Here is a 23,427-nt window from a genome sequence, read left to right on the forward strand (position 1 = left end):
TCAGTTCATCTCGTCGTCGAAGGTCCCCTCCTTGACCTCCTTGGCCGCCCGCTCCATCTCTTCGAGGTCCACGTCGGCTTCCTTGTCGATCTCGCCCAGAATCTCCTCGATGTCGTCCAGTCCGAGCAGCGTCCGGGTCTCCTCGTCGAAGTCGCCGCTGTCGAGGACGTGGCCGTTCTCCTTGGCGTCACTGCCCTGGAGGTGTCTGCCGTAACGGCCGACCATCGAGGTGAGTTCCTGCGGGAGGACGAACTTCGTCGACTCTCCCTTGCCGATCTCTTCGAGCGCCTCCATCCCGCGTTCGATGACGGCGCGTTCGCCCATCGACTCGGCCGATTTCGCCCGCAGGACCGTCGAGATGGCGTCCCCCTGAGCTTCGAGGATCTGGCTCTGTTTCTCACCCTGGGCGCGGATGATGTTCGACTGCTTGTCACCCTGGGCTGCCTCGATGGAACTGCGGCGTTCGCCCTGCGCTTCGAGAATCATCGCGCGGCGGCGACGTTCCGCGGAGGTCTGCTGTTCCATCGCCTTCTGCACTTCGGGGCTCGGGTTGACCTCGCGGACCTCGACGCTCTCGACCCGAACGCCCCACTCGTCGGTCGGCGCGTCCAGTTCCCGGCGGATGCGGTTGTTGATCTCCGACCGCTTCGAGAGCGTGTCGTCCAGTTCCATGTCCCCCAGCACCGCCCGTAGCGTGGTCTGGGCGAGATTCGAGACGGCCCGGCGGTAGTCGTCGACTTCGAGAAACGCTCGTTCGGCGTCCATCACACGGATGTAGACGACGGCGTCGGCGGTCACCGGGGAGTTGTCCCGCGTGATCGCTTCCTGCTGGGGCACGTCCATCGTCTCCGTCCGCATGTCGAAAGTGTAGGTATCGGAGATGAACGGGACGACGAGGTTGATCCCGGGGTCGAGCAGGCGGCGGTACTTCCCGAAGACGGTGAGCGCCTTCTTCTCGTAGGCGTTGACGATCACGACGGACTTGTAGGCCGTGATCACGGCGAACACGAGCAGTATGCCGGCCAACAGCAGGACCGACGGGCCGGTCTGCAGGGGAATACTCATACCATTGATTTGTCGCGGAAACGTAAATAGGGGGTGTTTACTCGGATCGTGATACGACCCCGGGGACCACCGTGTTTTTATCCGTCTGTCCAGTACCGGCGGGTATGAGTACGCAGGCGCTCACGCTGGGGCCGGCCGGGACCTACTCGCACCGAGCGGCCCGGGCCGTCGCTGACGACGAGGAGATCACCTTCACCGAGTCGGTGACGACGATCATCGAATCGGTCGCCGACGGCGAGTACGGCCGCGGGGTCGTCCCCGTCGAGAACTCCATCGAGGGGTCGGTCACGGAATCGCTCGACGCGCTGGCCGACCACGACGTAGCGGTCGTCCGAGAGGTTATCACCCCCATCAGACACGCGCTCATCGCGCAGGGGGAGGAGTTCTCGACGGTCGCGAGCCACGCGCAGGCGCTCGCGCAGTGTCGCTCATACCTCGAAGAGCAGTATCCCGAGGTCGAACTCGAAGCCGTCGCCAGCACCGCCCGCGGCGTCCAGCGCGCACACGACGACCCGGCCGTCGCGGCAATCGGCCACCCCGCCAACGCCGAGGAGGACGACTCCCTTGTCGTTCTCGCCGAGGACATTCAGGACCGCAGTTCGAACGCGACCCGGTTTCTGGTCGTCGCCCCCGAGACGGAGCGTACCGAAGCCGGAAGCAAGACCTCGTTTATCGTCTACCCGAACGTCGACTACCCGGGGCTGTTGCTCGAACTGCTCGAACCGTTCGCGGACCGGGACATCAACCTGACGCGAGTCGAGTCCCGACCCAGCGGCGAGCGCCTCGGTGATTACGTCTTCCACATCGACATCGCCGCGGGGCTGTACGAACAGCGGACGAAAGACGCGCTGGCGGTCATCGAAGAGATCGCAGCGGACGGCTGGGTCCGTCGGCTCGGCTCCTACGACAGCGAGACTGTCGTCTGAGGCGCCGTCAGTTCGGATCGACCAGTTTCATCCCGTCTCGAACCGTGTCGTGTCGACCCATCAGGGTGATGTGATCGCCCTCCTCGATGACGGTATCCGCAGTCGGGACCTGTCCCGACTCGCGGCCGTCCTTGCTGAGGAGCGCGATCAGACAGCCGTCCGGCAACATCGGACCGACCTCCCGAACCTTCTTGTCGAAAAACTGCTCGTTCGTGACTTCGATCTCCTGGATGTCACCGGTCTTGCCGACGTTGGTCATCCAGTGAGCGATTGCGGGGCGCTCGATCTCGTTGTCGATTGCCCACGCGGCGGCCATCGCGGAGGAGATCGTATTCACGCCCAGTTCCTCGAACGCCTCGACGTTCTCCGAGTTGTTCGCCCGGGCGATGACGTTGCCGACGCTGAACTTCGATTTCGCGAGCTGTGAGACCAGCAGATTCGCGTCGTCGTCGCCGGTCGCGGCGACGACAATCTTCGCGTTATCCGCCCCGGCCTCACGTAACGTCTCCGTGTCGGTGCCGTCACCGATGACGGTGGCGTAGCCGGCGTTTCTGAGCAGTTCGATGGTCGGTTCGTCCTCTTCGATGATGACGACGTTCTCCCCACGGTCTTCGAGGCGTTCGGCGAGCGCACGGCCCACCTGTCCGCCTCCGACGATGATGACTCTCATTGGTATCACGTTCAGGTATTGTGCGATGTAACGCGCCAGTCCGCCCTCGACGATAGCGGTGGCGAAGATGACCAGAAAGACGGTCCCGAGCAGCAGGTCAGCCTGGTGTGCCAGCGCGGGGTTGCCGAGTTCTTCCGCGGCCGTCCGGAGTTCGATTGCGAACAGCGTCGCGACCGACGCCGGAATGATCCCCCGCGGCCCGACTGCGCTGATAAACAACTTCTCCGGCAGCGTGAACCGATCACCGACCGTCGAGACGAAGACGAGCAACGGCCGGATGACGAGGGCAACGGCGAGTACGACGCCGATCCCGCCGAGTCCGACCTCCAGAATCGCCTCGGGCGGCAACTGCGCGGCGAGGGCGATAAACACGAAGGATAACACGAGCAGCGTGATGTCGCCCTTGAAGTCGGTGATCTCCGACTTGTACGGCACGTCGAGGTTGCCGAGGATGATGCCGGCGGTGGCAGCGGCGGCGACGCCGGCCTCGCTGGCGAGCTGGTTCGCCCCCGCGAAGGAGACGAGCGCACCGGCGAGGACGAGCAACCGCGCGTTTCGCGGTGCGGCCCCCGGCGAGAGATCGACGTACCGTAGCAGGTAATAGAGGACCGCAGCGACGACTGCCCCGACGAGCAGCCCCTCGCCGAGACGGAGCGCGAACCCCTGGACGATCCCCTCGCCGGAAGCGGTGGGATTCGCGACCTCGAAAATGACGACCGCGGTGATCGCGGCGGTCACGTCGTTGACGATTCCCTCGGTTTCGAGCACCGCGGCGACCCGATCCCGGACCGGTACGACGTCGAGAATCGGCGTGACGACCGTCGGGCCGGTCGCGACCAGCAGCGCGCCGACGACGAACGACAACTCCCAGGGGAGGCCAACGAAAAACCGGACAGCCACGGCCGTCCCGACGAACGCGATTGCCGCGCCGATCGTCACGAGTCGAAGCGCCGCCCCCGGGGCCTCGCGGATGCGGTCGAACTCCAGGTGGAACGCGCCCTCGAAGACGATGATCGCGACGGCGATCCCGACGATTGCCGGCAGCGCCGTTCCGAAACTGTCGTTCGTTACCAGCCCGAGTCCCGGCCGTCCGATCACGACGCCGACGAACAGGAAAAAGATGATACTCGGGACCTGGAGGCGCGCGGCGACGAGTTGCGCGAGCACCCCAAGCGCGATGATACCGGCGACCAACGGGATGAGAATGTCTCCTGCCACACTTGATCGGTCGTGCAATCTACCAATCGACGCGTTAGGATAAAAAAGGGTTGATAATCGCCTTTCCAAGAGGACCCGTAGCTTCTTGGGACCGTTCGACCTTGACGGTGGTATGACACACCGCGAGGACCGCGACCTCGAGGAGTTGATCGAGCAGATGCGCGAAGCGAAGCGTGCGGTCGAGGACGAGGGCCGCCCCGAAGCGGTCCAGAGCCAACACAGCCACGGCAAACTGACCGCGCGTGAACGCGTCGACTACCTCTACGACGACGGTACGTTCGACGAAATCGGCCAACTCGCCGCTCCGGCCCCCACGACGCCGGAGACACAGAACTGGGAGCGCGAGGACGCCCCCGCGGACGGCGTCGTCACCGGCATCGGCGAGGTCGACGGCCGACCGGTCGCGACGATTGCCACCGACTTCACGGTCAAGGGCGGGTCGATCGGACACACCGGCGGCCGAAAGATGAACCGCGTGACGGATCTCGCCCTGGAACGCGGCATCCCGCTGGTGATGTTGCACGACGGCGGCGGCCACCGGATCCAGGAGGGACTCGACGCCCGCCCGTTCGCCCGCGGCGACAACGGTTTCGCGAACAGACAGGAGACGATGTCCGGGTGGATTCCGATGGTCTCGGCGATGATGGGCCCCGGATTCGCCGCGGCGACGAACTTCGCCGCGCTCTGTGATTTCGTCCCGATGGTCGAAGGCACGTCCACGATGGGCGTCGCCGGGCCGAAACTCGTCGAGGCCGCCCTCGGCGTCGATATGACCAAACAGGAACTCGGCGGCGCACAGTTCCAGGCCGCGGAGACCGGGATGGCTGATCTCGTCTGTCCCGACGACGAGGCCTGTCTCGACGCGATCACTGAGTATCTCTCCTATCTTCCGCGCAACGCCAGCCACGACCCGCCGCGAGTCGACGACTGGGAGGCCCCCTCCGAGGAGCAGGTCGCGGAGATGCAGGAGGTCATGCCCGCCGACCCGACGAAGGGGTACGACATCTACACGATCATCGAGGGACTCGTCGATCAGGACTCCTTTTTCGAGAAGAAACCGGAGTACGCCAGAAATCTCGTCACGGGATTTGCCCGTCTCCGCGGTCGCCCCGTCGGCATCGTCGCGAACAATCCGCGGATGAAAGCCGGAACCATCGACACGGCGGCCTCGGACAAGGGCAGTCACTTCCTGAGCATCTGTGACGCCTTCGGCGTTCCTATCATCAGCCTCGCCGACGTGCCGGGTATCCTGCCGGGGCCGGACTCCGAACGGGAGGGCATCGCTCGCCACTCCGCGAAGATTCCCTTCGAGTTGAACCGTGCGACGGTGCCGAAACTGAGCGTCGTCCTGCGGCGGGGATACGGCTTCGGATACGTGGCCATGGGTGCTGGCCGGTCGACGGACACGGATCTGACCGTCGTCTGGCCGGTCGCGGAGATTGCCGCGATGGGGATCGAAGGGGCGGTTGATATCGCCTACGGCGACCAGATCGAGGCCGCAGACGACCCCGAGGCCGCCCGAGCGGAGATGATCGACGAGTTCACCGAACGGACGAACGCCGTTCGGGCCGCCGAACACATCGGCATCGACGGCGTCGTCGAACCGGGCGAGACCCGGGCGCTGCTCTGTCGCACCCTCGACCGCGCGGAGCAGACCGGTGAGGAGGACTGGCCGCCGAAGAAACACTCGATCAACCCGATCTGATCGCGCTTGCTGCCGGATTGTTACATATGAAATTAATAAACTTTATTTAATGTCGTCGTGGACTCACTTCTGTTCGCAAAAACATGTCAGGGAACGATCGTAGACAGGGCCGCGGAGGCGGACAGCAACCATCACAAGGTGGACAACGACGGGGCGATCAACAGGGCGGCCAGCGCGGCGGTCAACAGGGCGGACGCGGCCAGCGTGGGAACCGCCAGCAGGGCCGCGGCCAGCGCGGCCAGCCGCCACAGGGCAGCCCGCCGCCGCAGGGCGGTGGTGGCGGAAGCGGGTCCAGCGGCGGAGGCGTTGATACAGACGGGGTCAAGGATATTCTCGTATGGGGCATCGCCGCTTTCACCATCGCCGGACTCGTTCTCGGACTGGTGCCGTTCCTGTTCGGATTTGCCGGGAACGCGAACGATACGACCCAGTCCGTCAGTGCGAACTCGACGCTCGCACAGGAGCGGGCACAGGAGGAAGCGGTCGCGAATCAGATCGTCTCGGATAGTCTCTCGGACGATAACTCCAGTGCCGCTGCGGCCTACGAGCAGATGCGCTCGCAGAACAACGTCGTCGCCAGCGTGATCGCACTCGCTCCGTATCTCGCAATCCTGTTCGCGGTCGTGATCGCGCTGGTGACCGGAGTCAGAAGTTCCGCAGACGAGAGGACACTCGCCGCCGGCGTCGCCGTCGCGACGGTGGTCGGCCTCGTCCTGTTCGTCGTCCTGAGTACGGCGATTGCAGGGTTCCAGTACAACAGCATGTCCCAGGACGACTGGCGCAACCAGTACAATACCGATCCGGCAGACTGGGGTCCGTATCCCGCCAGCGACTTTCCCGATGACGCACAACAGCAGTATATCGACGAATACCAAAACCAGTACAACGGACAGCCGGAGCGTGGACTCACACAGGCAGCGAGCGTTCCGTCGGTGGATACGATCAGAGGGCTGAGCATCAACTACACCACGGTCGGTATCAACGCCCTGCTGTTCGGCATCGTCTCCGCGCTCGGTGGTGGCGGCATCGCTGTCGCCAGTAACCGGTTCTCGACGACCATCGAGTAGCGCGGCCGCATCTTAAAAACCGCTGGCTCCGAACTTGATAGACAATAACACGGCTCTCCCAGCGAGGTAGAGCGGTCGTCGCTGCGCGACACCAAAGGTTTTATATAGAATCACATTCAATCATCGATTGATTATGGCTCAGCAGATGGGTAACCAGCCGCTTATTGTACTTTCGGAGGAAAGCCAGCGTACGTCCGGAAAGGACGCTCAGTCGATGAATATCACGGCCGGGAAGGCCGTCGCGGAGTCCGTCCGGACGACACTCGGTCCGAAGGGGATGGACAAGATGCTCGTCGATTCCGGGGGAAGCGTCGTCGTCACGAACGACGGCGTCACAATCCTCGACGAGATGGACATCGAGCACCCGGCGGCCAACATGGTCGTCGAGGTCGCTCAGACCCAGGAAGACGAGGTCGGCGACGGCACGACGACGGCCGTCGTCATCGCGGGTGAACTCCTCTCGAAGGCAGAGGAACTGCTCGATCAGGACATCCACGCGACGATTCTGGCGCAGGGATACCGCCAGGCCGCCGAGCACGCCAAGGAGGCCCTCGAAGAGGCCGCGACCGACGTCGACGAGGACGACACCGAGGCCCTCGAGAGCGTCGCCCGGACGGCGATGACCGGCAAGGGCGCAGAGAGCGCCAAGGACCACCTCGCCGAACTCATCGTCCGCGCGGCCCAGAGCGTGGCCGACGAGGAGGGCGTCGACGCCGACAACGTCAAAATCGAGACGGTCGTCGGCGGCTCCATCGACGAGTCCGAACTCGTCGAGGGCGTCATCATCGACAAGTCCCGCGTCCACGACAACATGCCCCAGATCAAGGAGGACGCCAACGTCGCCCTCCTCGATACGGCCATCGAGGTCCCCGAGACCGAACTCGACGCCGAGGTCAACGTCTCCGACCCCGAACAGCTCCAGGAGTTCCTCGACCAGGAAGAGGAACAGCTCAAGGAGTACGTCGACGCCATCGCCGACGCCGGCGCAGACGTCGTCTTCGCCCAGAAGGGCATCGACGACATGGCACAGCACTACCTCGCGGAGGAAGGCATCCTCGCCGTCCGCCGGGCCAAGAAGTCCGACATCGCCGCGCTCTCCCGTGCGACGGGCGCGTCCACGGTCTCGAACATCGAGGACATCTCCGCCGAAGACCTCGGTCAGGCCGGCTCCGTGACCGAACAGGAACTCGCCGGCGACGAGAAGATCTTCGTCGAAGAGGTCGACGACGCCCGTGCAGTCACGCTCATCCTCCGCGGCGGCACCGAGCACGTCGTCGACGAGGTCGAGCGCGCAATCGAGGACGCGCTCGGCGTCGTCGCCGCGACCATCGAGGACGGCAAGGTCCTCGTCGGTGGCGGTGCGCCCGAGACCGCGCTCTCGCTGGGACTCCGTGACTTCGCCGACTCCGTCGGCGGCCGCGAACAGCTCGCCATCGAAGCCTTCGCTGACGCCATCGAAGTCATCCCGCGCACGCTCGCGGAGAACGCCGGGATGGACCCCATCGACTCGCTGGTCGAACTCCGAAGCCAGCACGACGGCGGCAACAGCACGGTCGGACTCGACGCCGAGGCCGGCGAGGTCGCCGACGTCGAAGGTCAGGCCGTCGAGCCGCTCCGTGTCAAGACCCAGGCCGTCGAAAGCGCCACCGAGGCTGCCGTGATGCTGCTGCGCATCGACGACGTGATCGCCGCTGGCGACCTGAAGGGTGGCCAGGGCGACGATGACGACGAAGACGACGCGCCCGGCGGCCCAGGCGGTGGCATGGGCGGCGGCATGGGCGGCATGGGCGGTATGGGCGGCATGGGCGGCGCTATGTGAAATCGGTAGAAACCGACGTTTCGCCCGCCGAGTCCGCCCCGTCCGCTCGGCACCCATCGCAGCCAGTTCGTTCAGCATAGACCCCGTCGCCGCGCGTAACCGGCGACGAGCACAGCGTTTTCCTCCCGAACCCCCGTCGCCGCCACTTACAGCTCTGTGTCGCAGAGCCGGCGGATCTCCCGATAGAGCGCCGTCGCGTTCTCGTAGCGGAACAACTTCTGTCTGGCCGTCGCTTTGGCGATGATCTCGTCGACCTGTTCCGGGAGGTTGGGGGTCAGCTCTGTCGGCGGTGTCGGCCCCGTCGAGCGGATCTGCTCACGAACCGCCTCGGGCTCGCCCTCGTACGGCGGTTGGCCGGTCAGCGCCCGGTACAGCACCGCTCCCAGCTGATACACGTCAGTCGCTCCGTCGATACTCCCCTGGTCGTCGAACTGTTCCGGGGCGGCGTATCGGACGTCGAGCACCCGACCGATATCGGCCCACCGCCGGTAGACGGAGACGAGACCGATCATATCGAGCATCGGATCCGCCGCTCCGTCGAAGGTGTCCGGGGGGTAGCCGACCGCGTGCGGGTCGATCCCCCCGTGGACGATACCGTGCTGGTGGACGGCCACGAGCGCACGGCTCAGCGTCCGCGCGAGTTCGAGTCCGTCACGGCGAGGGAGTTGCGACCGCGTCGAGAGCGTCTCTTCGACGACATCGACGGCCGCCCAGGGACGGGGGGAGTCCCCCCAGTCGACGACGGCCACCACGTCCTCGGTATCGACTCTCTCCCACGCCCGGAGCCGGTCCGTGAGTAGCTGTCTGAACTCCGGTTCGTCGATCTGGTAAAACAGCAGCAGCGTCAGGCCGTACTCCTCCGCGCCGATCCGCCCTCTCGTCCGAATCGCCTTGCCGAAGCGGTGGCTCCGGACCCGCGACAGCACTTCGAGGTCGTCGAAGCGGCTTGCGGCTTCGATCACCTGGAAGACCCGGGAGTTCGCGATCCGTTCGAGCCGTCGGTGGCGGCGTCTGACCGACCGCGGCCGGGACTGTTCGCGGGCGGCCGCGAGTTCGACCTCCTCCTGGCTGGCTGACTCGCCTTCCTCACCGGGCATCTCCTGGATGAACCGCGTCCACACGTCGCTGTCCAGCGGGTCGCGGTTCTCCTCTTCGAGTTCGACCAGCCGCATCACCGCGCTCACGAAGGAGTACTCGGCCTCCGGACCCTCCGGCACGTCGGTATCGACCGCCGAAAGCTCCCAGGGATCGGCGTGTTCGATCAGGCCGTAAATGCGGCGGGCGTCGCTGTACCCCGTCTCCGTCATGAGCGCACCGCGGATCTCTCGGCCGTGCTCGCCCCGGAGCGTCGCCAGCGTGCGGACGACCGGCTCCGCCTCGGGATCACCGACGACCATCTCGACGAGGCGACCGATGATATGTGACACCTTGCTCGGCTGGTTCCGCGCGACGAGACAGAGCGCGATGCCACACTTCTCGGCCATCTCGGCGTCGGAGCTGTCGAGTCCGGCACAGAGCGAGCTAACGAGGGGATGTGTCCGCTCGCGCGGCGGCGGGAGGTCAGTGTCGGTGGTGCCGTCACCGGCTGGGGACTCCCGTCCGCGGTCGGGAGCGTCTCGCTGGTCGGAGCGCTCCCGTTCGCTGGTCATACTGGTGGTTCGGAACCCACCCTAAAAACCTTCACTCGACTTCGAGCTCGAACTGCTCGTGTTCCTTCTCGGGGTTGAGCACGACGCTCGTGTTCGACTCCTTGATCTCGGGGTCGGTCAGCAACTCCTTGATCGTCTCGTTCATGTCGTCGGTGTCGTGGAACTTCCCGATGGCGATGATGTCGTGATCGCCCGTCGTCTCGTAGACGCTGACCATCTGCCGGTGGCTCGCCAGTGTCTCTGTCACGTCGACGAGAGAACTCCCCTCGACCTTGAGCTGGAGGATGGCTGTCACGTCGTAGCCCAGCGCGTCGTAATCGATCTTCGGGGTGTACCCCTGAATGATCCCACCTTCTTCGAGGTCGGAGAGGTGGTTCGAGACGGTCGTCACCGAGACATCCAGATCCTCGGCCAGACTCCGCAGACTCGCCCGGCCGTCACCCAGAAGTGCATTCACCAACTTTCGGTCCAGATTTTCATACGTCATCAACTCCAACAACGATGTCCACCCATTATAATTTTACGAATATGCAATTTATCTCGGAGAAGGCAAGGATTGCGCAATCTATCGGGACTTTAGTGTATGCGGCCCCCCGTTAGGGATGTCGAAAGATGACAAGCGAAAACCTATCTCCAGAAGCGGAAGACGTGCTCGACGAGATCGACGAACAGGACGTAGATTTCCTGCGTCTCCAGTTTAGCGACATCCTGGGAACGCCAAAAAACGTCTCGATTCCGGCCGAACAGGCCGAGAAGGCCTTCGAGGAGGGCATCTACTTCGATGGCTCCTCGATCAACGGCTTCGTCCGGATCCAGGAGTCGGACATGCGTCTGGAACCGGACCCGAGCACCTTCGCCGTGCTCCCGTGGCGCAACAGCGAGAAGGTCACGAGCGCCCGGCTGATCTGTGATGTCATCGACACCTCGACCGGCGAACCGTTCCCGGGCGACCCGCGCCGTGTCCTGAAAAACGCCGTCCAGCGCGCCCACGACATGGGTTACACCGTCAACGCCGGTCCGGAGCCCGAATTCTTCCTCTTCGAGGAGGACGAGAACGGCAGTGCCACGACGACGACACACGACTCCGGCGGCTACTTCGACCTCGCGCCGAAGGACCTCGCTCAGGACGTGCGTGGCGACATCATCTACGGCCTGCAGGAGATGGACTTCGAGGTCGAAGCCAGCCACCACGAGGTCGCGGAAGGCCAGCACGAGATCGACTTCAAGTACGACGACGCCCTCACCACGGCGGATAACATCGTCACGTTCCGGTCGGTCGTGCGAGCGATTGCGGCGGAACACGACCTGCACGCGACGTTCATGCCGAAGCCGATTCCGCGGATCAACGGCTCGGGGATGCACACTCACCTCTCGCTGTTCACCGAGGGCGGCGACAACGCCTTCCACGACGAGGACGACGAGTTCAACCTCAGCGACACCGCGAAACAGTTCCTCGCGGGCGTCCTCGAACACGCGCCGGCACTCGCCGCTGTGACGAATCCGACGGTCAACAGCTACAAGCGACTGGTGCCGGGTTACGAGGCCCCGGTCTACGTCGCCTGGTCGGATGTCAACCGCTCGGCGCTGATCCGGAAACCGGCCGCCCGCGTGCCGGCGGCGTCCCGTATCGAGGCTCGGTTCCCGGATCCGTCCTGCAACCCGTACCTCGCACTCGCCGCGCTCATCCACGCGGGACTGGACGGTATCGAGAACGACCTCGACTGTCCGGACCCGGTCCGAGAGAACATCTACGAGTTCGACGAGGAGAAACGCGAGGAGTACGGTATCGAGACGCTGCCGTCGAACCTCGGCGAAGCCGTCGACGCGCTGGAGAACGACGAAGTCATCATGGGCGCGCTGGGCGAACACGTCTCCGAGAAGTTCGTCGAAGCAAAAAGCCAGGAGTTCGAGGAGTACCTCGTCGAAGTGTCGGAGTGGGAGATCGACCGCTACCTCGAGAAGTTCTGACTCCCGGGCGACCGCGCCAGCGATTCGCCGTTTCTCGTTTTCTTCGCGCCGGTAGCGCAGCGGCTGGATCTCACCGGATTTATTACGACCGGCCGGAGAGTGCAGATGTCTGCCAATGACAGGTAACTCCCTCTCCCCACAGGCGGAGAACGTCCTCGACGAAATCGAGGAGCGAGGTGTCGACTTCCTGCGTCTCCAGTTTACCGACATTCTGGGGACGCCGAAAAACGTCTCGATTCCAGCCGAACAGGCCGAGAAGGCCTTCGAGGAGGGCATCTACTTCGATGGCTCCTCGATCAACGGCTTCGTCCGGATCCAGGAGTCGGACATGCGTCTGGAACCGGACCCGAGCACCTTCGCCGTGCTCCCGTGGCGCAACAGCGAGAAGGTCACGAGCGCCCGGCTGATCTGCGATGTTCACGACACGACCACGGGTGAGCCGTTCACCGGCGATCCGCGGCTGGTTCTGCAGGACGCTATCGACCGCGCCAGCGAGATGGGCTACACCGTCAACGTCGCTCCCGAACCGGAGTTTTTCCTCTTCGAGGAGGACGAGAACGGCAACGCGACGACGACGACACACGACTCCGGCGGCTACTTCGACCTCGCGCCGAAGGACCTCGCTCAGGACGTGCGTGGCGACATCATCTACGGCCTGCAGGAGATGGGCTTCGAGGTCGAAGCCAGCCACCACGAGGTCGCGGAAGGCCAGCACGAGATCAACTTCACGTACGACGATGCGCTCTCGACGGCCGACAACGTCGTCACGTTCCGGTCAGTGGTCCGCGCCATCGCGGCGGAACACGACCTGCACGCGACGTTCATGCCGAAGCCGATTCCGCGGATCAACGGCTCGGGGATGCACACCCACATCTCGCTGTTCACCGACGACGGCGACAACGCCTTCCACGACGGCTCCGACGAGTTCGACCTCAGCGACACCGCGAAACAGTTCCTCGCGGGCGTCCTCGAACACGCCCCCGCGCTGGCTGCCGTGACGAATCCGACGGTCAACAGCTACAAGCGACTGGTGCCGGGCTACGAGGCCCCGGTCTACGTCGCCTGGTCGGATGTCAACCGCTCGGCGCTGATCCGGAAACCGGCCGCCCGCGTGCCGGCGGCGTCCCGTATCGAGGCTCGGTTCCCGGATCCGTCCTGTAACCCGTATCTTGGTTTCGCCGCGCTCATCCACGCGGGACTGGACGGTATCGAGAACGACCTCGACTGTCCGGACCCGGTCCGAGAGAACATCTACGAGTTCGACGAGGAGAAACGCGAGGAGTACGGTATCGAGACGCTGCCGTCGAACCTCGGCGAAGCCGTCGACGCGCTGGAAGCGGACGAGGTCGTGATGGACGCGCTGGGCGATCACATCTCCGAGAAGTTCGTCGAGGCGAAACGCCAGGAGTTCGAGGAGTACCTCGTCGAAGTGTCGGAGTGGGAGATCGACCGCTACCTCGAGAAGTTCTAAGCCGGTCGAACGAGCACCCTCCCGCTCAGATCCGGCCGCGGTTGTCCAGATAGATCTCTCGCATCTCTTGCATTCCGGTGACGTACGCGTCGATGTCCACGCTTTCGATCACGACATCCCGGTCGGTCAGTTGGTCGTACAGCCGTTGCCACTCCTCGAGAAGCGCTGTCTCGATGCCGTGGTCGCGGAGCCGATCGGCCAGTTCCTCGTCGGGAACGTCGGGGTCGGTGACCTCCTCGTAGGAGAGAATCCCCTCGGAGAGTCCCCTGACGAGCACGCCCGAAGTCAGATCACCCTCCACGAGTTCCCGTTCCCACGTCGCGGCCCAGTTCGAGATGCGGGCGAGGCGCTGACAGCGCCAGATCACGTCCCGGAGCGGACGAAGGTCGTCGATGTCGAACGCCGGGGAGTACATGAGGTCGAGATCGGCGTAGCTGAACTGGGCCATGTTGTGTTGGCCGTAGTGCTCTGCTCCGCGCTCCGTTGCCAGTGCCGGCATCTCATTGACCAACATCCCGTGGTGCATCGCGTTGATGACCTGCTGCCGGTCGAACGCGAAGGCCGAGCGAAACTCCGCGTACCGGGGGGCGGCACGGACGCGCTCGTCGACGTGTTCCCAGACGGTCGCAGTGAAATCGAGATACGTCGAGTCGATCTCGGGCCGCCCGTACGTCGGCTCCGTTCCGATCATCGACAGTTTCCGGGCCTCCATGAACGTGGCTCTGTCCTCGTACAGATCCGCGAGATCGTCGAGCAGCGTGTAGTAGATCGTCAACAGCAGTTTCTGCTCTCTGACGGTCTCTCCGTGTCGGTCGGGGACCGACGAGAGACGGTATCTCGGAAACACGGCGTAGAGCCACCGCCAGAGATACGCCGGCCGCTGACCGATCTGCTCGTCGTACGTGTCGAGCAGTTCCGTGACGGCATCTGGAAGGGCCGTCTCGCTGATCTCCGACGGGGAGGGGATCGAGTCGAATCCAGTCATACCCGGGGATAGACCTAACGTATCATTTCACACGCGGGATCTTTACTCTACTGTCCAATTACAACAGCTGAGATTCGGGGAGCGGCTCAGCCCGATCGGCAACGGCGTCGAATCGCTGTCTGCCCCACGACAGGGCGTCGCTGTCGGTCGAAATGACGGAGCCAACGAGCGCGCCGTCGTCGTGGACAGTAACCCCGACAGTTTCGGTCTCGCCGCCGGTAATCAGATACAGCATATACGGCAGTGAGGACTCTGCGACGCGCAGATCGAACGACTCGTTGGTGAGCAGACCCTCGACGGCGTCGGTCACGCTCGCGAGCGAAGACAGCGATTGACTCGCCTCCGGGCCGACGACCAGGGTCATCTCGGCGTCACGGTCGGCAATCTGCTCGTGAACGAGGTTGATGTAGTTCGATTTGACGACCGGGGAGAACACCCGGACCCGGTCGGCGGAGGAAAGCGCTTCGACCGCGCCGGCGATCGCCTGTTCCGGGACGTGTGGATCCGCGACGTGGACCGATCCCGTCTCGAACATGAGCGGGTCGATGTGTGCCCCGGGCGGGAGACAGTCCAAGATGGGTGCCGCTGCCGCCAGTGCGTCCGTCCGATCGACGTGTCGCTGGTAGCTTTCGGTAACCAGTCTCCCCTGTGTCGTAACACGGTAGCGTCCGTCCCGCCGTTCGACGAATCCCGTCGTCTCGAGGCTGTCGATTGCGCGGTCGACGGTCGACCGCGACACGTCGACGTGGTCGACGAGTTCGGCTTTCGTCATCGGTTCACTCCGGAGCGTACCGAGCAGGTCGGATCGTTTGCGCACCTGCTCGCGGAGCGCAGGTCCGTCGATCTCCTCACGCTGCATTCTACATACTGATACGGTCAGCAGACAATTATATTTCAGCATCTGAAACGGCTGTCACCCCCTGCAGATCTGTGCACGCTCTGGCTTGGGACCACCCTCCGTTTCAATCTGCGATAACTGAGGTAATGTATCCGTCACCCGTAGATGTGCGTAGGTGTCCACGATGTCTGAAGACAAGAAACTGAGCAGACGTACCGCACTCAAATCGATCGGTGGGGCCGCAGTCGCAGGCGTCTCACTCTCGCTGGCCAGCGGCACAGCACTTGCGGCTGGCTGGGAGTCGGTCGAAACGCCGATCGACCAGGATGTAAACGACGTCGAATACGCTGCAACAGGTGCATATGCAGCCGCCGATGGCGGCATCATCCTCGAACGGACGACCGAGGGGTGGCAGACGGTCCTGGACGGGGGACCGACCGGCAACGGCAACAGCCTCAACGGCGCGGCCGTCACCGACGACGGCGACCGCTTCTGGGTCGTCGGCAACAGCGGCGCGATCGGTGAGTACGACGTGCAGACCGGTTCGCTCAACGACTACTCCGCCCCGAACGACGTGACCAACAACTTCAACGCCGTCGCGGTGACGGGCCAGGCCGGTGAAGCGAACGTCTACATCGCCGGGGACTCCGGAAAGATCTACTACAGTTTCGACAACGGCGAGACCTTCGATCAGGTCACGCCCGGTTCCGGATCGGAGATCAACGGGATCGACTTCTTCGACGACCGCTCCGGCCACGCTATCGACGGGAACCAGGTCGTCTTCGAGACCGACGACGGCTCGACGTACGACCCAATCGGCCTCCAGGACGCCAACGTCAACCTCTACGGCGTCGACTCCGACGCCTTCGACAATCTGTGGGTCTCCGGCGGCGGCGGCATGATCTTCAACTACGACGGCAAAGGGTGGACGCCCACAGACACGGGCGACGCCGACCTGGTCGATGTCGAGGTCGAGAGCGGCCGCGGACTCACCGTCGGCGGCGGCGGTGTCGTCTTCGGCTACGACGGCACCGAGTGGACCCAGCAGCAGACCCCGACCGGCGCGAACCTCGCGGCGGTGGTGCTGGGCGCTACCGACATCGCTGTCGGTGCCAGCGGCGTCATCCTCGAAAAGTAAGACGGGCTGTCCTGTTCGCTTCTGCCACTTCGTGGCGCGGGAGGCCAGAAGGGATTTCTTACTGGCCCGAGAACGCCGGGTCATGCGCGCAAGCATCGAGGTTGAAACCCTCCTGAAGATCATTCTCGCGTTAGTACTCGTCTGGCTCGTTCTCGAGATCATCGGGGAAGTCGTCGGACTGCTCGGGTTCTTCCTGGGGCCGCTGTCGAACGTGTTCGGGCTGATTATCGTCGTCGTCATCGTCCTCTGGTGGTTCGATTACATCTGATCGACGGGCTTTTCTTTGTAATCGCCGTGGGTTAGGGCGTGTATAGCCTGAACGTGCCGGTTCCGACCGAGGTCGCGACCGCCGCCCGGGAGGTCGCACGCCGACTCCCACAGGCCCGGGTCCGCAACCGCGGTGAACACACCCTCGGTGTCAAACGGCTCGCGAGCGACCCGGACGCGCCGTACAACCGGATCGAGGCCCGGACTCGGGAACTGCTGCGCGGCCAGCCGGCCTTCGAGGTCCGCATCGAGGAGATCGATCTCTTCTCCGACCCGCCGGTCGGCTCCGCGCCGGTCGTCCACTTCGTCGTCGAGTCGCCGGGACTCGTGGCTCTGCACGAACGGCTCGCGGAGGTCTTCGATCCCGTCGACGACCAGATCGAAGGCGACGGCTACAGCCCACACGTCACCATCGCCCGCGGCGGTTCCAGAGAGATGGCAGAACGGGTCACTGGCGAGATCGAGCCGATCGAGTGGTCCGTCTCGGAACTGATCTTCTGGGACGCGACGCACAACCAGCAGATCAGCACTGTCTCTCTTCCCGCTTAGGCGTCAGCGATGGCCTGCTGTGCTTCGTCGAGCGTGAACTCGCCTTCGTAGAGTGCGCTCCCGACGACGACGGCACTTGCTCCCGCATCTCGCAGGGCGAGCACGTCCTGAACCGTCGCCACGCCTCCGCTTGCGATGACCGGGATGTCGACTGCCTCGGCGAGTCTGGCGACCGGCTCTGTCCGGACGCCGGCCAGTTGTCCCTCGACGTCGACGTTCGTGAACAGAATCGCACCCGCACCGAGTTCCTCGTAGCGCTGTGCGGCCTCGACCGGATCGAGTCCGGTGCCTTCCTGCCAGCCCGAGACGACGACCTCCCCGTCCTTGGCGTCGAGGCTTACGGTGACCGCTCCGGGATGGCTCTCGCTGATCGTCTCGACGATGTCGGGGTTCTCCACGGCGGCGGTGCCGAGGATCACCCGGTCGATCCCCTGATCGAGAAGTTCGCGGGCGTCCACGGCGGTCCGGATTCCGCCGCCGAGTTGGAGGTCCACGTCACAGGCCTCGACGATCGCCTCGATGGCGTCGGCGTTCTTCCGTTCGCCCTCGAAGGCGCCGTCGAGATCGACGAGATGGAGGGTCTCTGCGCCGGCTTCGACCCACTCCGTCGCCGCCTCGACGGGATCGCCGTAGGTCGTTTCGGTTCCGCGCTCGCCCCCGACGAGTTGGACGACCTGTCCGTCCTGCATGTCGACGGCCGGGATCACCTCGAAGTCGTTCATACCGGCAGGTGGCGACAGAGCGTCGAAAGCGTGTCGATTAGTCACGTCCGCGCGTACAGCGGCGACCCGATCAACAGCGCGGGGCGGTCGTGGTCGGCAAGGACGGCCAGATACGGCCGTTCGACGGGGCCGAAGACGCTGACGACCGTCCCGACGCCGTCGAGGTTCTCGTCGACGATCTCCGTCCCGAGGTCGGGATAGCTCTCGTCGGGACTCCGGACGATCAGTTTTCCCTGCGCCATACGGACCGCCTCGCCGATGCGCTTCATGCTCGGATCGCGTCGAGATAGGCCGCGGTGGCCTGAAGCAGGTCGCTTTTGGTCGCGTCGTCGGCTCCCTTGACGAGCACGCGACCCCGGGGTTCGTACTCGCGGGGATAGGTCTTCGAGCGTTCGATCACGGCGTCGTAGCCGACCTGCTGGACGGCCTGTGCGATCTCGTCGACAGTTGGCTCCTCGACCGCGAGATCTAAGGAGACGCGTCGCCCTTCTTCCCGTGAGAGGTCGGCGTCGAGATAGGCGGGCCAGATGACGTTTTCGACCATACAGAGGGATGCGGGGCGGCGGTACAAACCTCTTTTTGACTAGCGAGGTCCGAACGCACGTGAGGGCCTCGAAGGGGTGAGCGAGGAGGGACGACTGGGCGGCGTCCCCCGAACGCATTCCGGATTTCGCAGACGACACTCCCAAATCCCGGCCGGTCGAAGCCGACGTATGGACGACCCCGACGACGGACGAGACGCGCTTCCCGACCCCGAAGAGGATCCGCCGGATCGAACGCCGACGGTCTCCTGTTCGCGCTGTGACCGGGAGTGGGATCTCGATTACGAACTCGAAGAGCTACACGCCGGCAACAACGCCGTCGAACAGTTCGCAATGGACCACTACCGCCACACCGGCCACTACCCCGACGACGTGACGCCGTGGCAGGTCGACTGCCGGGAGTGCCCGAACGGCGAGCAGTTCCTCGGTGAGCGACCGGCGCGGCGGTTCGCCAGGACACACGCCCGTCACACCCGCCACACAGTCGAGCTGACTCCGCCCGAGAGCGAGACGGAGACGATACAGACGGAGTGAGGGGGTGGGACGGCTCGTGTCCGGGTCTTCGAGTGCAGTGTCTCACTTCTCCGCCGGATAATCCACGACAGAAGGTGATTGGCGAGCCGTACCGTCGCCAGATCACTGTCGACGTTGCCGCGGAAGGCGTAGCGTGCATACAGATCGACTAATTTTTCAACGGAGCCGAAAATATGTCGGCATGTCGAAAACTTCCGACGCAATTCAGCATTTCGACGGAGTCACGCCCCGTGTCGTTGCCAACCTGAGCAACACCTCCTTCGACATCGAGTACGTTCGAGACGACGTAGAAGGCGAGTACTCGGACGACGAATTCGACGAAGCGTACCAACTCATAATGGCGAACCACGTCACGGGAGAGGATTTCAAAGAACTAATCGGAGAAGGAGAGTTCAACGCGCAGACGTTGTTTTTCGACGATATTATCGCGTTTTTCTTTCCCTCGGATCGGTACGAAGGAATCTTCGCGTCCTTCGACTACGACGAAAGCTTCCCCGTCAGCGAGTTCGTGGAGTACGTCTCCGGGAGTCGAACGGACGACCAGTAGTTGATTCGCACTGTTGCTGTTCGTTTGATCGCGGTCTCGTAGTGTCACACATCGGCCAGTCAGGCGAGTTCGATCCGCTCGACGAACGGTAGCGATCGAATGTCGTTGATCAACGTCCCCGAGATCGGATCGTCGGTGATGACGTACAGTTTCGGTTCGTCGGTGAACTCCGGATCTTCGGTCATCACCTGCCGGATCGACACGTCGTGGCCCGCGATGGCCGTCGTCACCTCCGCGACGATTCCGGACTCCTCGGCGTCTCTGACGGTGACCGTACAGACCGCCAGATCGAGCACCGGCGCGAGATCCATCAGACTCGGGACCGCAGAGATGTTCTGAAAGATCGGGCGGAGTTCCTCGTCCGCGAGAATCGCGTCGGTCGTCGAGTCGACGACCCGCCGGTCGACGCCGATCTCGCGGGCGATTCCCGTGTTCGGGATCTCGATCCCCCCGGAGACGACGCGCCCGTCGTCGTTGACGGAAAACCCCCGCTCTAACAGCAGGCGAATGACCTCCTGCTGGCTCGGCGAGTCGGAGAACTTCTGCATGATCTCCTCGAACATATCCGGACGGTATCGCCGCAGCGTTATATGCGTTGGGCATAGTTGCCCACTACTGCCCGGATCTGTTCATTCCTGTACAGTATCCACGGTCGAACCGCTCAGAGTTCGCCTTTGGTGCTCGGGGTGTCGGCCCGGCGGTCGTCGATCCGGGTCGCGTCGTCGAGTGCCCGCGCGAGCGCCTTGAACAGCGCCTCGATCTCGTGGTGTGCGTTCTCGCCGGTGACGGAGGCGTGAAGCGTCAGATCGGCGTTCATCGCGAGCGAGCGCAGGAAGTGTCGGGCCATGTGGCTGGTCATCCCCCCGACTGAGTCCTGGCTGAACTCGCCGTCGAACTCGAAGTGCGGGCGGCCGCTGATATCGAGGACGATCCGCCCGCGGGACTCGTCCATCGGCACCGTCCGGTCGGCGAACCGGGAGATGCCGCGTTTGTCACCCAGTGCCTCCTCGAACGCGGCGCCGAGAGTGATCGCCACGTCCTCGACGGTGTGGTGGTCGTCGATCTCCAGATCTCCGTCGCAGTCGACAGTCAGATCGAACAGGCCGTGTGTGCTGAACGAATCGAGCATGTGATCGAAAAACCCGATGCCCGTCTCGACTGTCGAGTCGCCGTCGCCGTCGAGATCGAGGGTCACGTCGATGTCGGTCTCGGCGGTCTCGCGGGTGACTGCGGCGGTGCGCTCGCTCATACCCCAACTGAGCGGGGCCTGGTATTTGGCGATTGTGCCTCCCTGCTGAGTTTCTTTACCGATACAGGACTCGGTAGGCCGACCGGGGGCTTTCCGGTTCTCCGAGTCTGCGGTCGAGGAATCACGGATACCAGCGACCGTCCCGGGTCGACACGAAACACCGCTGTCGAAGTCTCTTTTTATCAGCCCCGCGGAGGGGTGGTATGGAACGGATCGAGCTGTCCAACGCGGCGTTCGAGGGAGACAACAACGCCTACCTGTTCGACGACGGGCCGGAGACGGCGCTGATCGACACGGGCGACTGGCTGGAGGGGTCGGAGGGGCAACTCCGCCAGGAACTGGCCGACCGGGGGATCGACTTTTCGGATATCGACCGCGTCTTTCTGACCCACTGGCACGGCGACCACATCGGGCTCGCGAGCGCCATCCAGGCGGAGGGGGACGCGACAGTCCACGTCCACAGCGCGGACGCGCCGCTGGTTGCCGGCGACGCCGACGCGTGGGCGGAGATGCACGACCTGCAGGAGCGGTACTTCGACGAGTGGGCCATCCCCGAGGACGGACAGGAGGTGCTGTTCGGCCTGATGGACGGGTCCGCGTACACCGAGAACCCACCGACCGTGACGCCGATCGAAGGCGGAGACACGTTCACGATCAACGGCATCGAGATCGAAGCGGTTCACGCCCCCGGCCACGCGGCCGGTCTGTGCATGTACGAGGCCGAGATCGACGGCAGCAGCGAGGTCTTCACCGGCGACGCCTTGCTCCCGCAGTACACCCCGAACGTCGGCGGCGCGGACGTTCGCGTCGAACGCCCGCTGGCGAAGTATCTCGATACCCTCGGCCGCATCGCCGAGGCGGAGTATGACCGGGCGTGGCCGGGTCACCGCGATCCGATCGACGATCCGACCGCCCGGGCCGAGCATATCATCCACCACCACGAGGAGCGCTCCTGGCGGGTCCTCGACGCGCTCCGCCGACTCGGGCCGTGCAGCGTCTGGACGGTGAGCGCGGATCTGTTCGGCGACCTCGAACACATCCACATCCTCCACGGACCCGGCGAGTCCTACGCCCATCTCGAACATCTCGAACGCGACGGCGTGGTCGAACGCGAGGGCGACGAGTATCGCCTCGCCGAGGGCGTCGAGGCCGACCTCGACGCCCTCGATGAGCAGCGCTGGCCGCTGGTCTGAGCGGTCCGGAACGGTAAACTGGCTGCCGCCCCAATACGGTTGTAATGAGTCCCTCAGAGTCCGTCTCCCGCCGCGAGTACTTCAAACGGCTCGTCGCTGTCGGCGGGACTGCGGCGCTTGCGGCCTGTCTCGACGCCCAGAGCGAAGCGCCGGACGGCGACACGGTTTCAGTTCCGACGGGCGACCCGAGCGAGCGTCCCCAGCGCCAGCACGCGTGGAACGCGGTCCTCGACACCGACGACGCCGGCAACCACCGACTGCCGAACCACCACGTCCTGCTGGCGTTCGATCTAGCCGGTGAGCCGACGGCCGAGGACGCAGCGACGGTCGAATCCGCCTTCCGGTCGCTCGAATCCGCCTACGGCTACGACACGAACGGACTGCTCTTTACTGTCGGCTACGGCCCCTCCTACTTCCGGACGGTCGGCGCGGAGGCACCGATCCCGGAGCCGACTGCGCTCACGAGCATCGAGGACCCCGTCTTCGATCAGTTCGACGGGCTGATCCACCTCGCGAGTGACCAGCCGGATGTCGTGCTCGAAGCCGAATCGGCGCTGTTCGGCGAGATCGACAGGCCCAACGGTGTCGAGATGGCGGCGACACTGGCGGGAATCGTCGAGCGGACCGAGCCGCGTCGGACCGGTTTTCTCGGTTCCGGACTCCCGAGCGAACGAGCCGACGAGGTCGGGGGCGTCCCCGACGAGATGCCAGCGGACACGCCGGCGTTTATGGGATTCGAGTCGGGGTTTCGGTCAAGCCAGGCGCCCGAAGACCGGGTGACGATTCAGTCGGGACCGTACGCCGGCGGGACGACCACCCACGTCGAGACCCTGGATATGCAGCTCCGGGCGTGGTTCACCCAGGAGGACCACTGGCTGCGCGTGGCCAAGACCTTCAGTCCGGGACACGCCGAAGCGGGATCGGTCGGTGAGACCGGCGAGAAACTGGGGAGCGCGACGGGAGCCGCGGCAGCCGCCGAGGAGACCGAAACGGACGCACAGACAGAGGGGATCGTCGGTCACGCACAGAAGGCCGCCCGCGCCCGGGACGACGACGGGACGGCACCGCTGTTGCGGCGGGACTTCAACACGACCGACCGGGACGTCCCCGGTCTGCACTTCCTGGCTCACCAGCGTTCGATCGACGAGTACGCCCGCGTCCGCCGCGCGATGGCCGGGGAGGACATCGACGGGGTCGGCCAACGGGTCAACAACGGGCTGTTGCAGTACATCTTCGTCGCTCGGCGCGGGAACTTCCTCGTCCCGCCGCGATCCGAGCGGGCCTTGCCGGCTGTCACCGCCTGAG

The 23,427-nt window shown here is 64.4% G+C and carries 24 protein-coding genes; 13 read left to right on the forward strand and 11 right to left on the reverse strand.

Features of this window, described 5'->3' with window-relative positions:
• Positions 1-1,065, reverse strand: coding sequence for an SPFH domain-containing protein (locus GRX03_RS09260; protein ID WP_159763921.1), 1,065 nt, complete (start codon positions 1,063-1,065; stop codon positions 1-3).
• Positions 1,066-1,169: 104 nt separating this feature from the next.
• On the opposite strand from GRX03_RS09260, the gene pheA reads away from it, so the two are divergent.
• The gene (gene pheA, locus GRX03_RS09265) at positions 1,170-1,991 is read left to right on the forward strand and encodes a prephenate dehydratase (RefSeq protein ID WP_159763922.1); all 822 of its coding nucleotides are present in this window, start codon (positions 1,170-1,172) and stop codon (positions 1,989-1,991) included.
• A gap of 7 nt (positions 1,992-1,998) precedes the next feature.
• Here pheA and GRX03_RS09270 read toward each other — a convergent pair whose 3' ends face one another.
• The gene (locus GRX03_RS09270; RefSeq protein ID WP_368278250.1) at positions 1,999-3,879 is read right to left on the reverse strand and encodes a cation:proton antiporter domain-containing protein; all 1,881 of its coding nucleotides are present in this window, start codon (positions 3,877-3,879) and stop codon (positions 1,999-2,001) included.
• A 112-nt stretch (positions 3,880-3,991) separates the two neighbouring features.
• Here GRX03_RS09270 and GRX03_RS09275 point away from each other — a divergent pair, with 112 nt between their 5' ends.
• From GRX03_RS09275 to thsA, 3 genes are all read left to right on the forward strand, one after another.
• Positions 3,992-5,584: an acyl-CoA carboxylase subunit beta gene (locus GRX03_RS09275; protein WP_201289210.1), complete on the forward strand. Its 1,593-nt coding sequence runs from the start codon at positions 3,992-3,994 to the stop codon at positions 5,582-5,584.
• Positions 5,585-5,667: 83 nt separating this feature from the next.
• Positions 5,668-6,651: a hypothetical protein gene (locus tag GRX03_RS09280; RefSeq protein ID WP_159763924.1), complete on the forward strand. Its 984-nt coding sequence runs from the start codon at positions 5,668-5,670 to the stop codon at positions 6,649-6,651.
• Positions 6,652-6,796: 145 nt separating this feature from the next.
• Complete coding sequence (gene thsA / locus GRX03_RS09285; RefSeq protein WP_159763925.1) at positions 6,797-8,470, forward strand: thermosome subunit alpha; 1,674 nt, start codon at positions 6,797-6,799, stop codon at positions 8,468-8,470.
• A 146-nt stretch (positions 8,471-8,616) separates the two neighbouring features.
• Here the strand turns inward: thsA and GRX03_RS09290 are convergent, their stop codons facing one another.
• The gene (locus GRX03_RS09290) at positions 8,617-10,119 is read right to left on the reverse strand and encodes a hypothetical protein (RefSeq protein ID WP_159763926.1); all 1,503 of its coding nucleotides are present in this window, start codon (positions 10,117-10,119) and stop codon (positions 8,617-8,619) included.
• A gap of 31 nt (positions 10,120-10,150) precedes the next feature.
• Positions 10,151-10,606, reverse strand: a complete 456-nt coding sequence (gene lrp, locus GRX03_RS09295; protein WP_159763927.1) for an HTH-type transcriptional regulator Lrp — start codon at positions 10,604-10,606, stop codon at positions 10,151-10,153.
• A gap of 125 nt (positions 10,607-10,731) precedes the next feature.
• Here lrp and glnA (GRX03_RS09300) point away from each other — a divergent pair, with 125 nt between their 5' ends.
• Positions 10,732-12,087 (forward strand): type I glutamate--ammonia ligase, encoded by a 1,356-nt coding sequence (glnA, locus tag GRX03_RS09300; protein WP_159763928.1) that lies wholly within the window; start codon positions 10,732-10,734, stop codon positions 12,085-12,087.
• Positions 12,088-12,202: 115 nt separating this feature from the next.
• On the forward strand, positions 12,203-13,558 hold the full coding sequence (glnA, locus tag GRX03_RS09305) for a type I glutamate--ammonia ligase (protein ID WP_159763929.1): 1,356 nt from the start codon (positions 12,203-12,205) through the stop codon (positions 13,556-13,558).
• Between the two features lie 25 nt (positions 13,559-13,583).
• Here the strand turns inward: glnA (GRX03_RS09305) and GRX03_RS09310 are convergent, their stop codons facing one another.
• Positions 13,584-14,543, reverse strand: coding sequence for a hypothetical protein (locus GRX03_RS09310; RefSeq protein ID WP_159763930.1), 960 nt, complete (start codon positions 14,541-14,543; stop codon positions 13,584-13,586).
• A 58-nt stretch (positions 14,544-14,601) separates the two neighbouring features.
• On the reverse strand, positions 14,602-15,402 hold the full coding sequence (locus GRX03_RS09315) for a helix-turn-helix transcriptional regulator (protein ID WP_159763931.1): 801 nt from the start codon (positions 15,400-15,402) through the stop codon (positions 14,602-14,604).
• Between the two features lie 163 nt (positions 15,403-15,565).
• Between GRX03_RS09315 and GRX03_RS09320 the strand changes: the two genes are divergently transcribed.
• The 3 genes from GRX03_RS09320 to GRX03_RS09330 all read left to right on the forward strand — a co-directional run bounded on the left by GRX03_RS09320 (position 15,566) and on the right by GRX03_RS09330 (position 17,335).
• Positions 15,566-16,519 (forward strand): WD40/YVTN/BNR-like repeat-containing protein, encoded by a 954-nt coding sequence (locus tag GRX03_RS09320; protein WP_159763932.1) that lies wholly within the window; start codon positions 15,566-15,568, stop codon positions 16,517-16,519.
• A gap of 82 nt (positions 16,520-16,601) precedes the next feature.
• Positions 16,602-16,787, forward strand: coding sequence for a DUF7554 family protein (locus tag GRX03_RS09325; protein WP_159763933.1), 186 nt, complete (start codon positions 16,602-16,604; stop codon positions 16,785-16,787).
• A 38-nt stretch (positions 16,788-16,825) separates the two neighbouring features.
• On the forward strand, positions 16,826-17,335 hold the full coding sequence (locus GRX03_RS09330; protein WP_368278253.1) for a 2'-5' RNA ligase family protein: 510 nt from the start codon (positions 16,826-16,828) through the stop codon (positions 17,333-17,335).
• Here the strand turns inward: GRX03_RS09330 and hisA are convergent.
• The 3 genes from hisA to srp19 are packed head-to-tail and all read right to left on the reverse strand — an operon-like array spanning position 17,332 to position 18,601.
• Positions 17,332-18,057, reverse strand: coding sequence for a 1-(5-phosphoribosyl)-5-[(5-phosphoribosylamino)methylideneamino]imidazole-4-carboxamide isomerase (gene hisA / locus GRX03_RS09335; protein ID WP_159763934.1), 726 nt, complete (start codon positions 18,055-18,057; stop codon positions 17,332-17,334). The two genes, GRX03_RS09330 and hisA, sit on opposite strands and share 4 nt — an antisense overlap.
• A 41-nt stretch (positions 18,058-18,098) precedes the next feature.
• On the reverse strand, positions 18,099-18,299 hold the full coding sequence (locus tag GRX03_RS09340; protein WP_394351728.1) for an H/ACA ribonucleoprotein complex subunit GAR1: 201 nt from the start codon (positions 18,297-18,299) through the stop codon (positions 18,099-18,101).
• A gap of 23 nt (positions 18,300-18,322) precedes the next feature.
• Complete coding sequence (gene srp19, locus GRX03_RS09345) at positions 18,323-18,601, reverse strand: signal recognition particle subunit SRP19 (protein WP_159763936.1); 279 nt, start codon at positions 18,599-18,601, stop codon at positions 18,323-18,325.
• A 169-nt stretch (positions 18,602-18,770) separates the two neighbouring features.
• On the opposite strand from srp19, the gene GRX03_RS09350 reads away from it, so the two are divergent.
• Positions 18,771-19,133 (forward strand): hypothetical protein, encoded by a 363-nt coding sequence (locus GRX03_RS09350; protein WP_159763937.1) that lies wholly within the window; start codon positions 18,771-18,773, stop codon positions 19,131-19,133.
• A gap of 181 nt (positions 19,134-19,314) precedes the next feature.
• Positions 19,315-19,680 (forward strand): hypothetical protein, encoded by a 366-nt coding sequence (locus GRX03_RS09355; protein WP_159763938.1) that lies wholly within the window; start codon positions 19,315-19,317, stop codon positions 19,678-19,680.
• Positions 19,681-19,739: 59 nt separating this feature from the next.
• Here the strand turns inward: GRX03_RS09355 and GRX03_RS09360 are convergent, their stop codons facing one another.
• Complete coding sequence (locus GRX03_RS09360; protein ID WP_159763939.1) at positions 19,740-20,243, reverse strand: amino acid-binding protein; 504 nt, start codon at positions 20,241-20,243, stop codon at positions 19,740-19,742.
• A gap of 98 nt (positions 20,244-20,341) precedes the next feature.
• On the reverse strand, positions 20,342-20,929 hold the full coding sequence (hisB, locus tag GRX03_RS09365; RefSeq protein WP_159763940.1) for an imidazoleglycerol-phosphate dehydratase HisB: 588 nt from the start codon (positions 20,927-20,929) through the stop codon (positions 20,342-20,344).
• 203 nt (positions 20,930-21,132) lie between these two features.
• Here hisB and GRX03_RS09370 point away from each other — a divergent pair, with 203 nt between their 5' ends.
• Entirely contained in the window at positions 21,133-22,122 is a 990-nt protein-coding gene (locus GRX03_RS09370) for an MBL fold metallo-hydrolase (protein WP_159763941.1), read from the forward strand.
• A 44-nt stretch (positions 22,123-22,166) separates the two neighbouring features.
• Positions 22,167-23,426, forward strand: coding sequence for a DUF7405 family protein (locus GRX03_RS09375; RefSeq protein ID WP_159763942.1), 1,260 nt, complete (start codon positions 22,167-22,169; stop codon positions 23,424-23,426).
• Position 23,427: the final 1 nt, after the last annotated feature.

The sequence above is a fragment of the Halovenus carboxidivorans genome (assembly GCF_009831575.1).
Lineage (GTDB): Archaea > Halobacteriota > Halobacteria > Halobacteriales > Haloarculaceae > Halovenus > Halovenus carboxidivorans.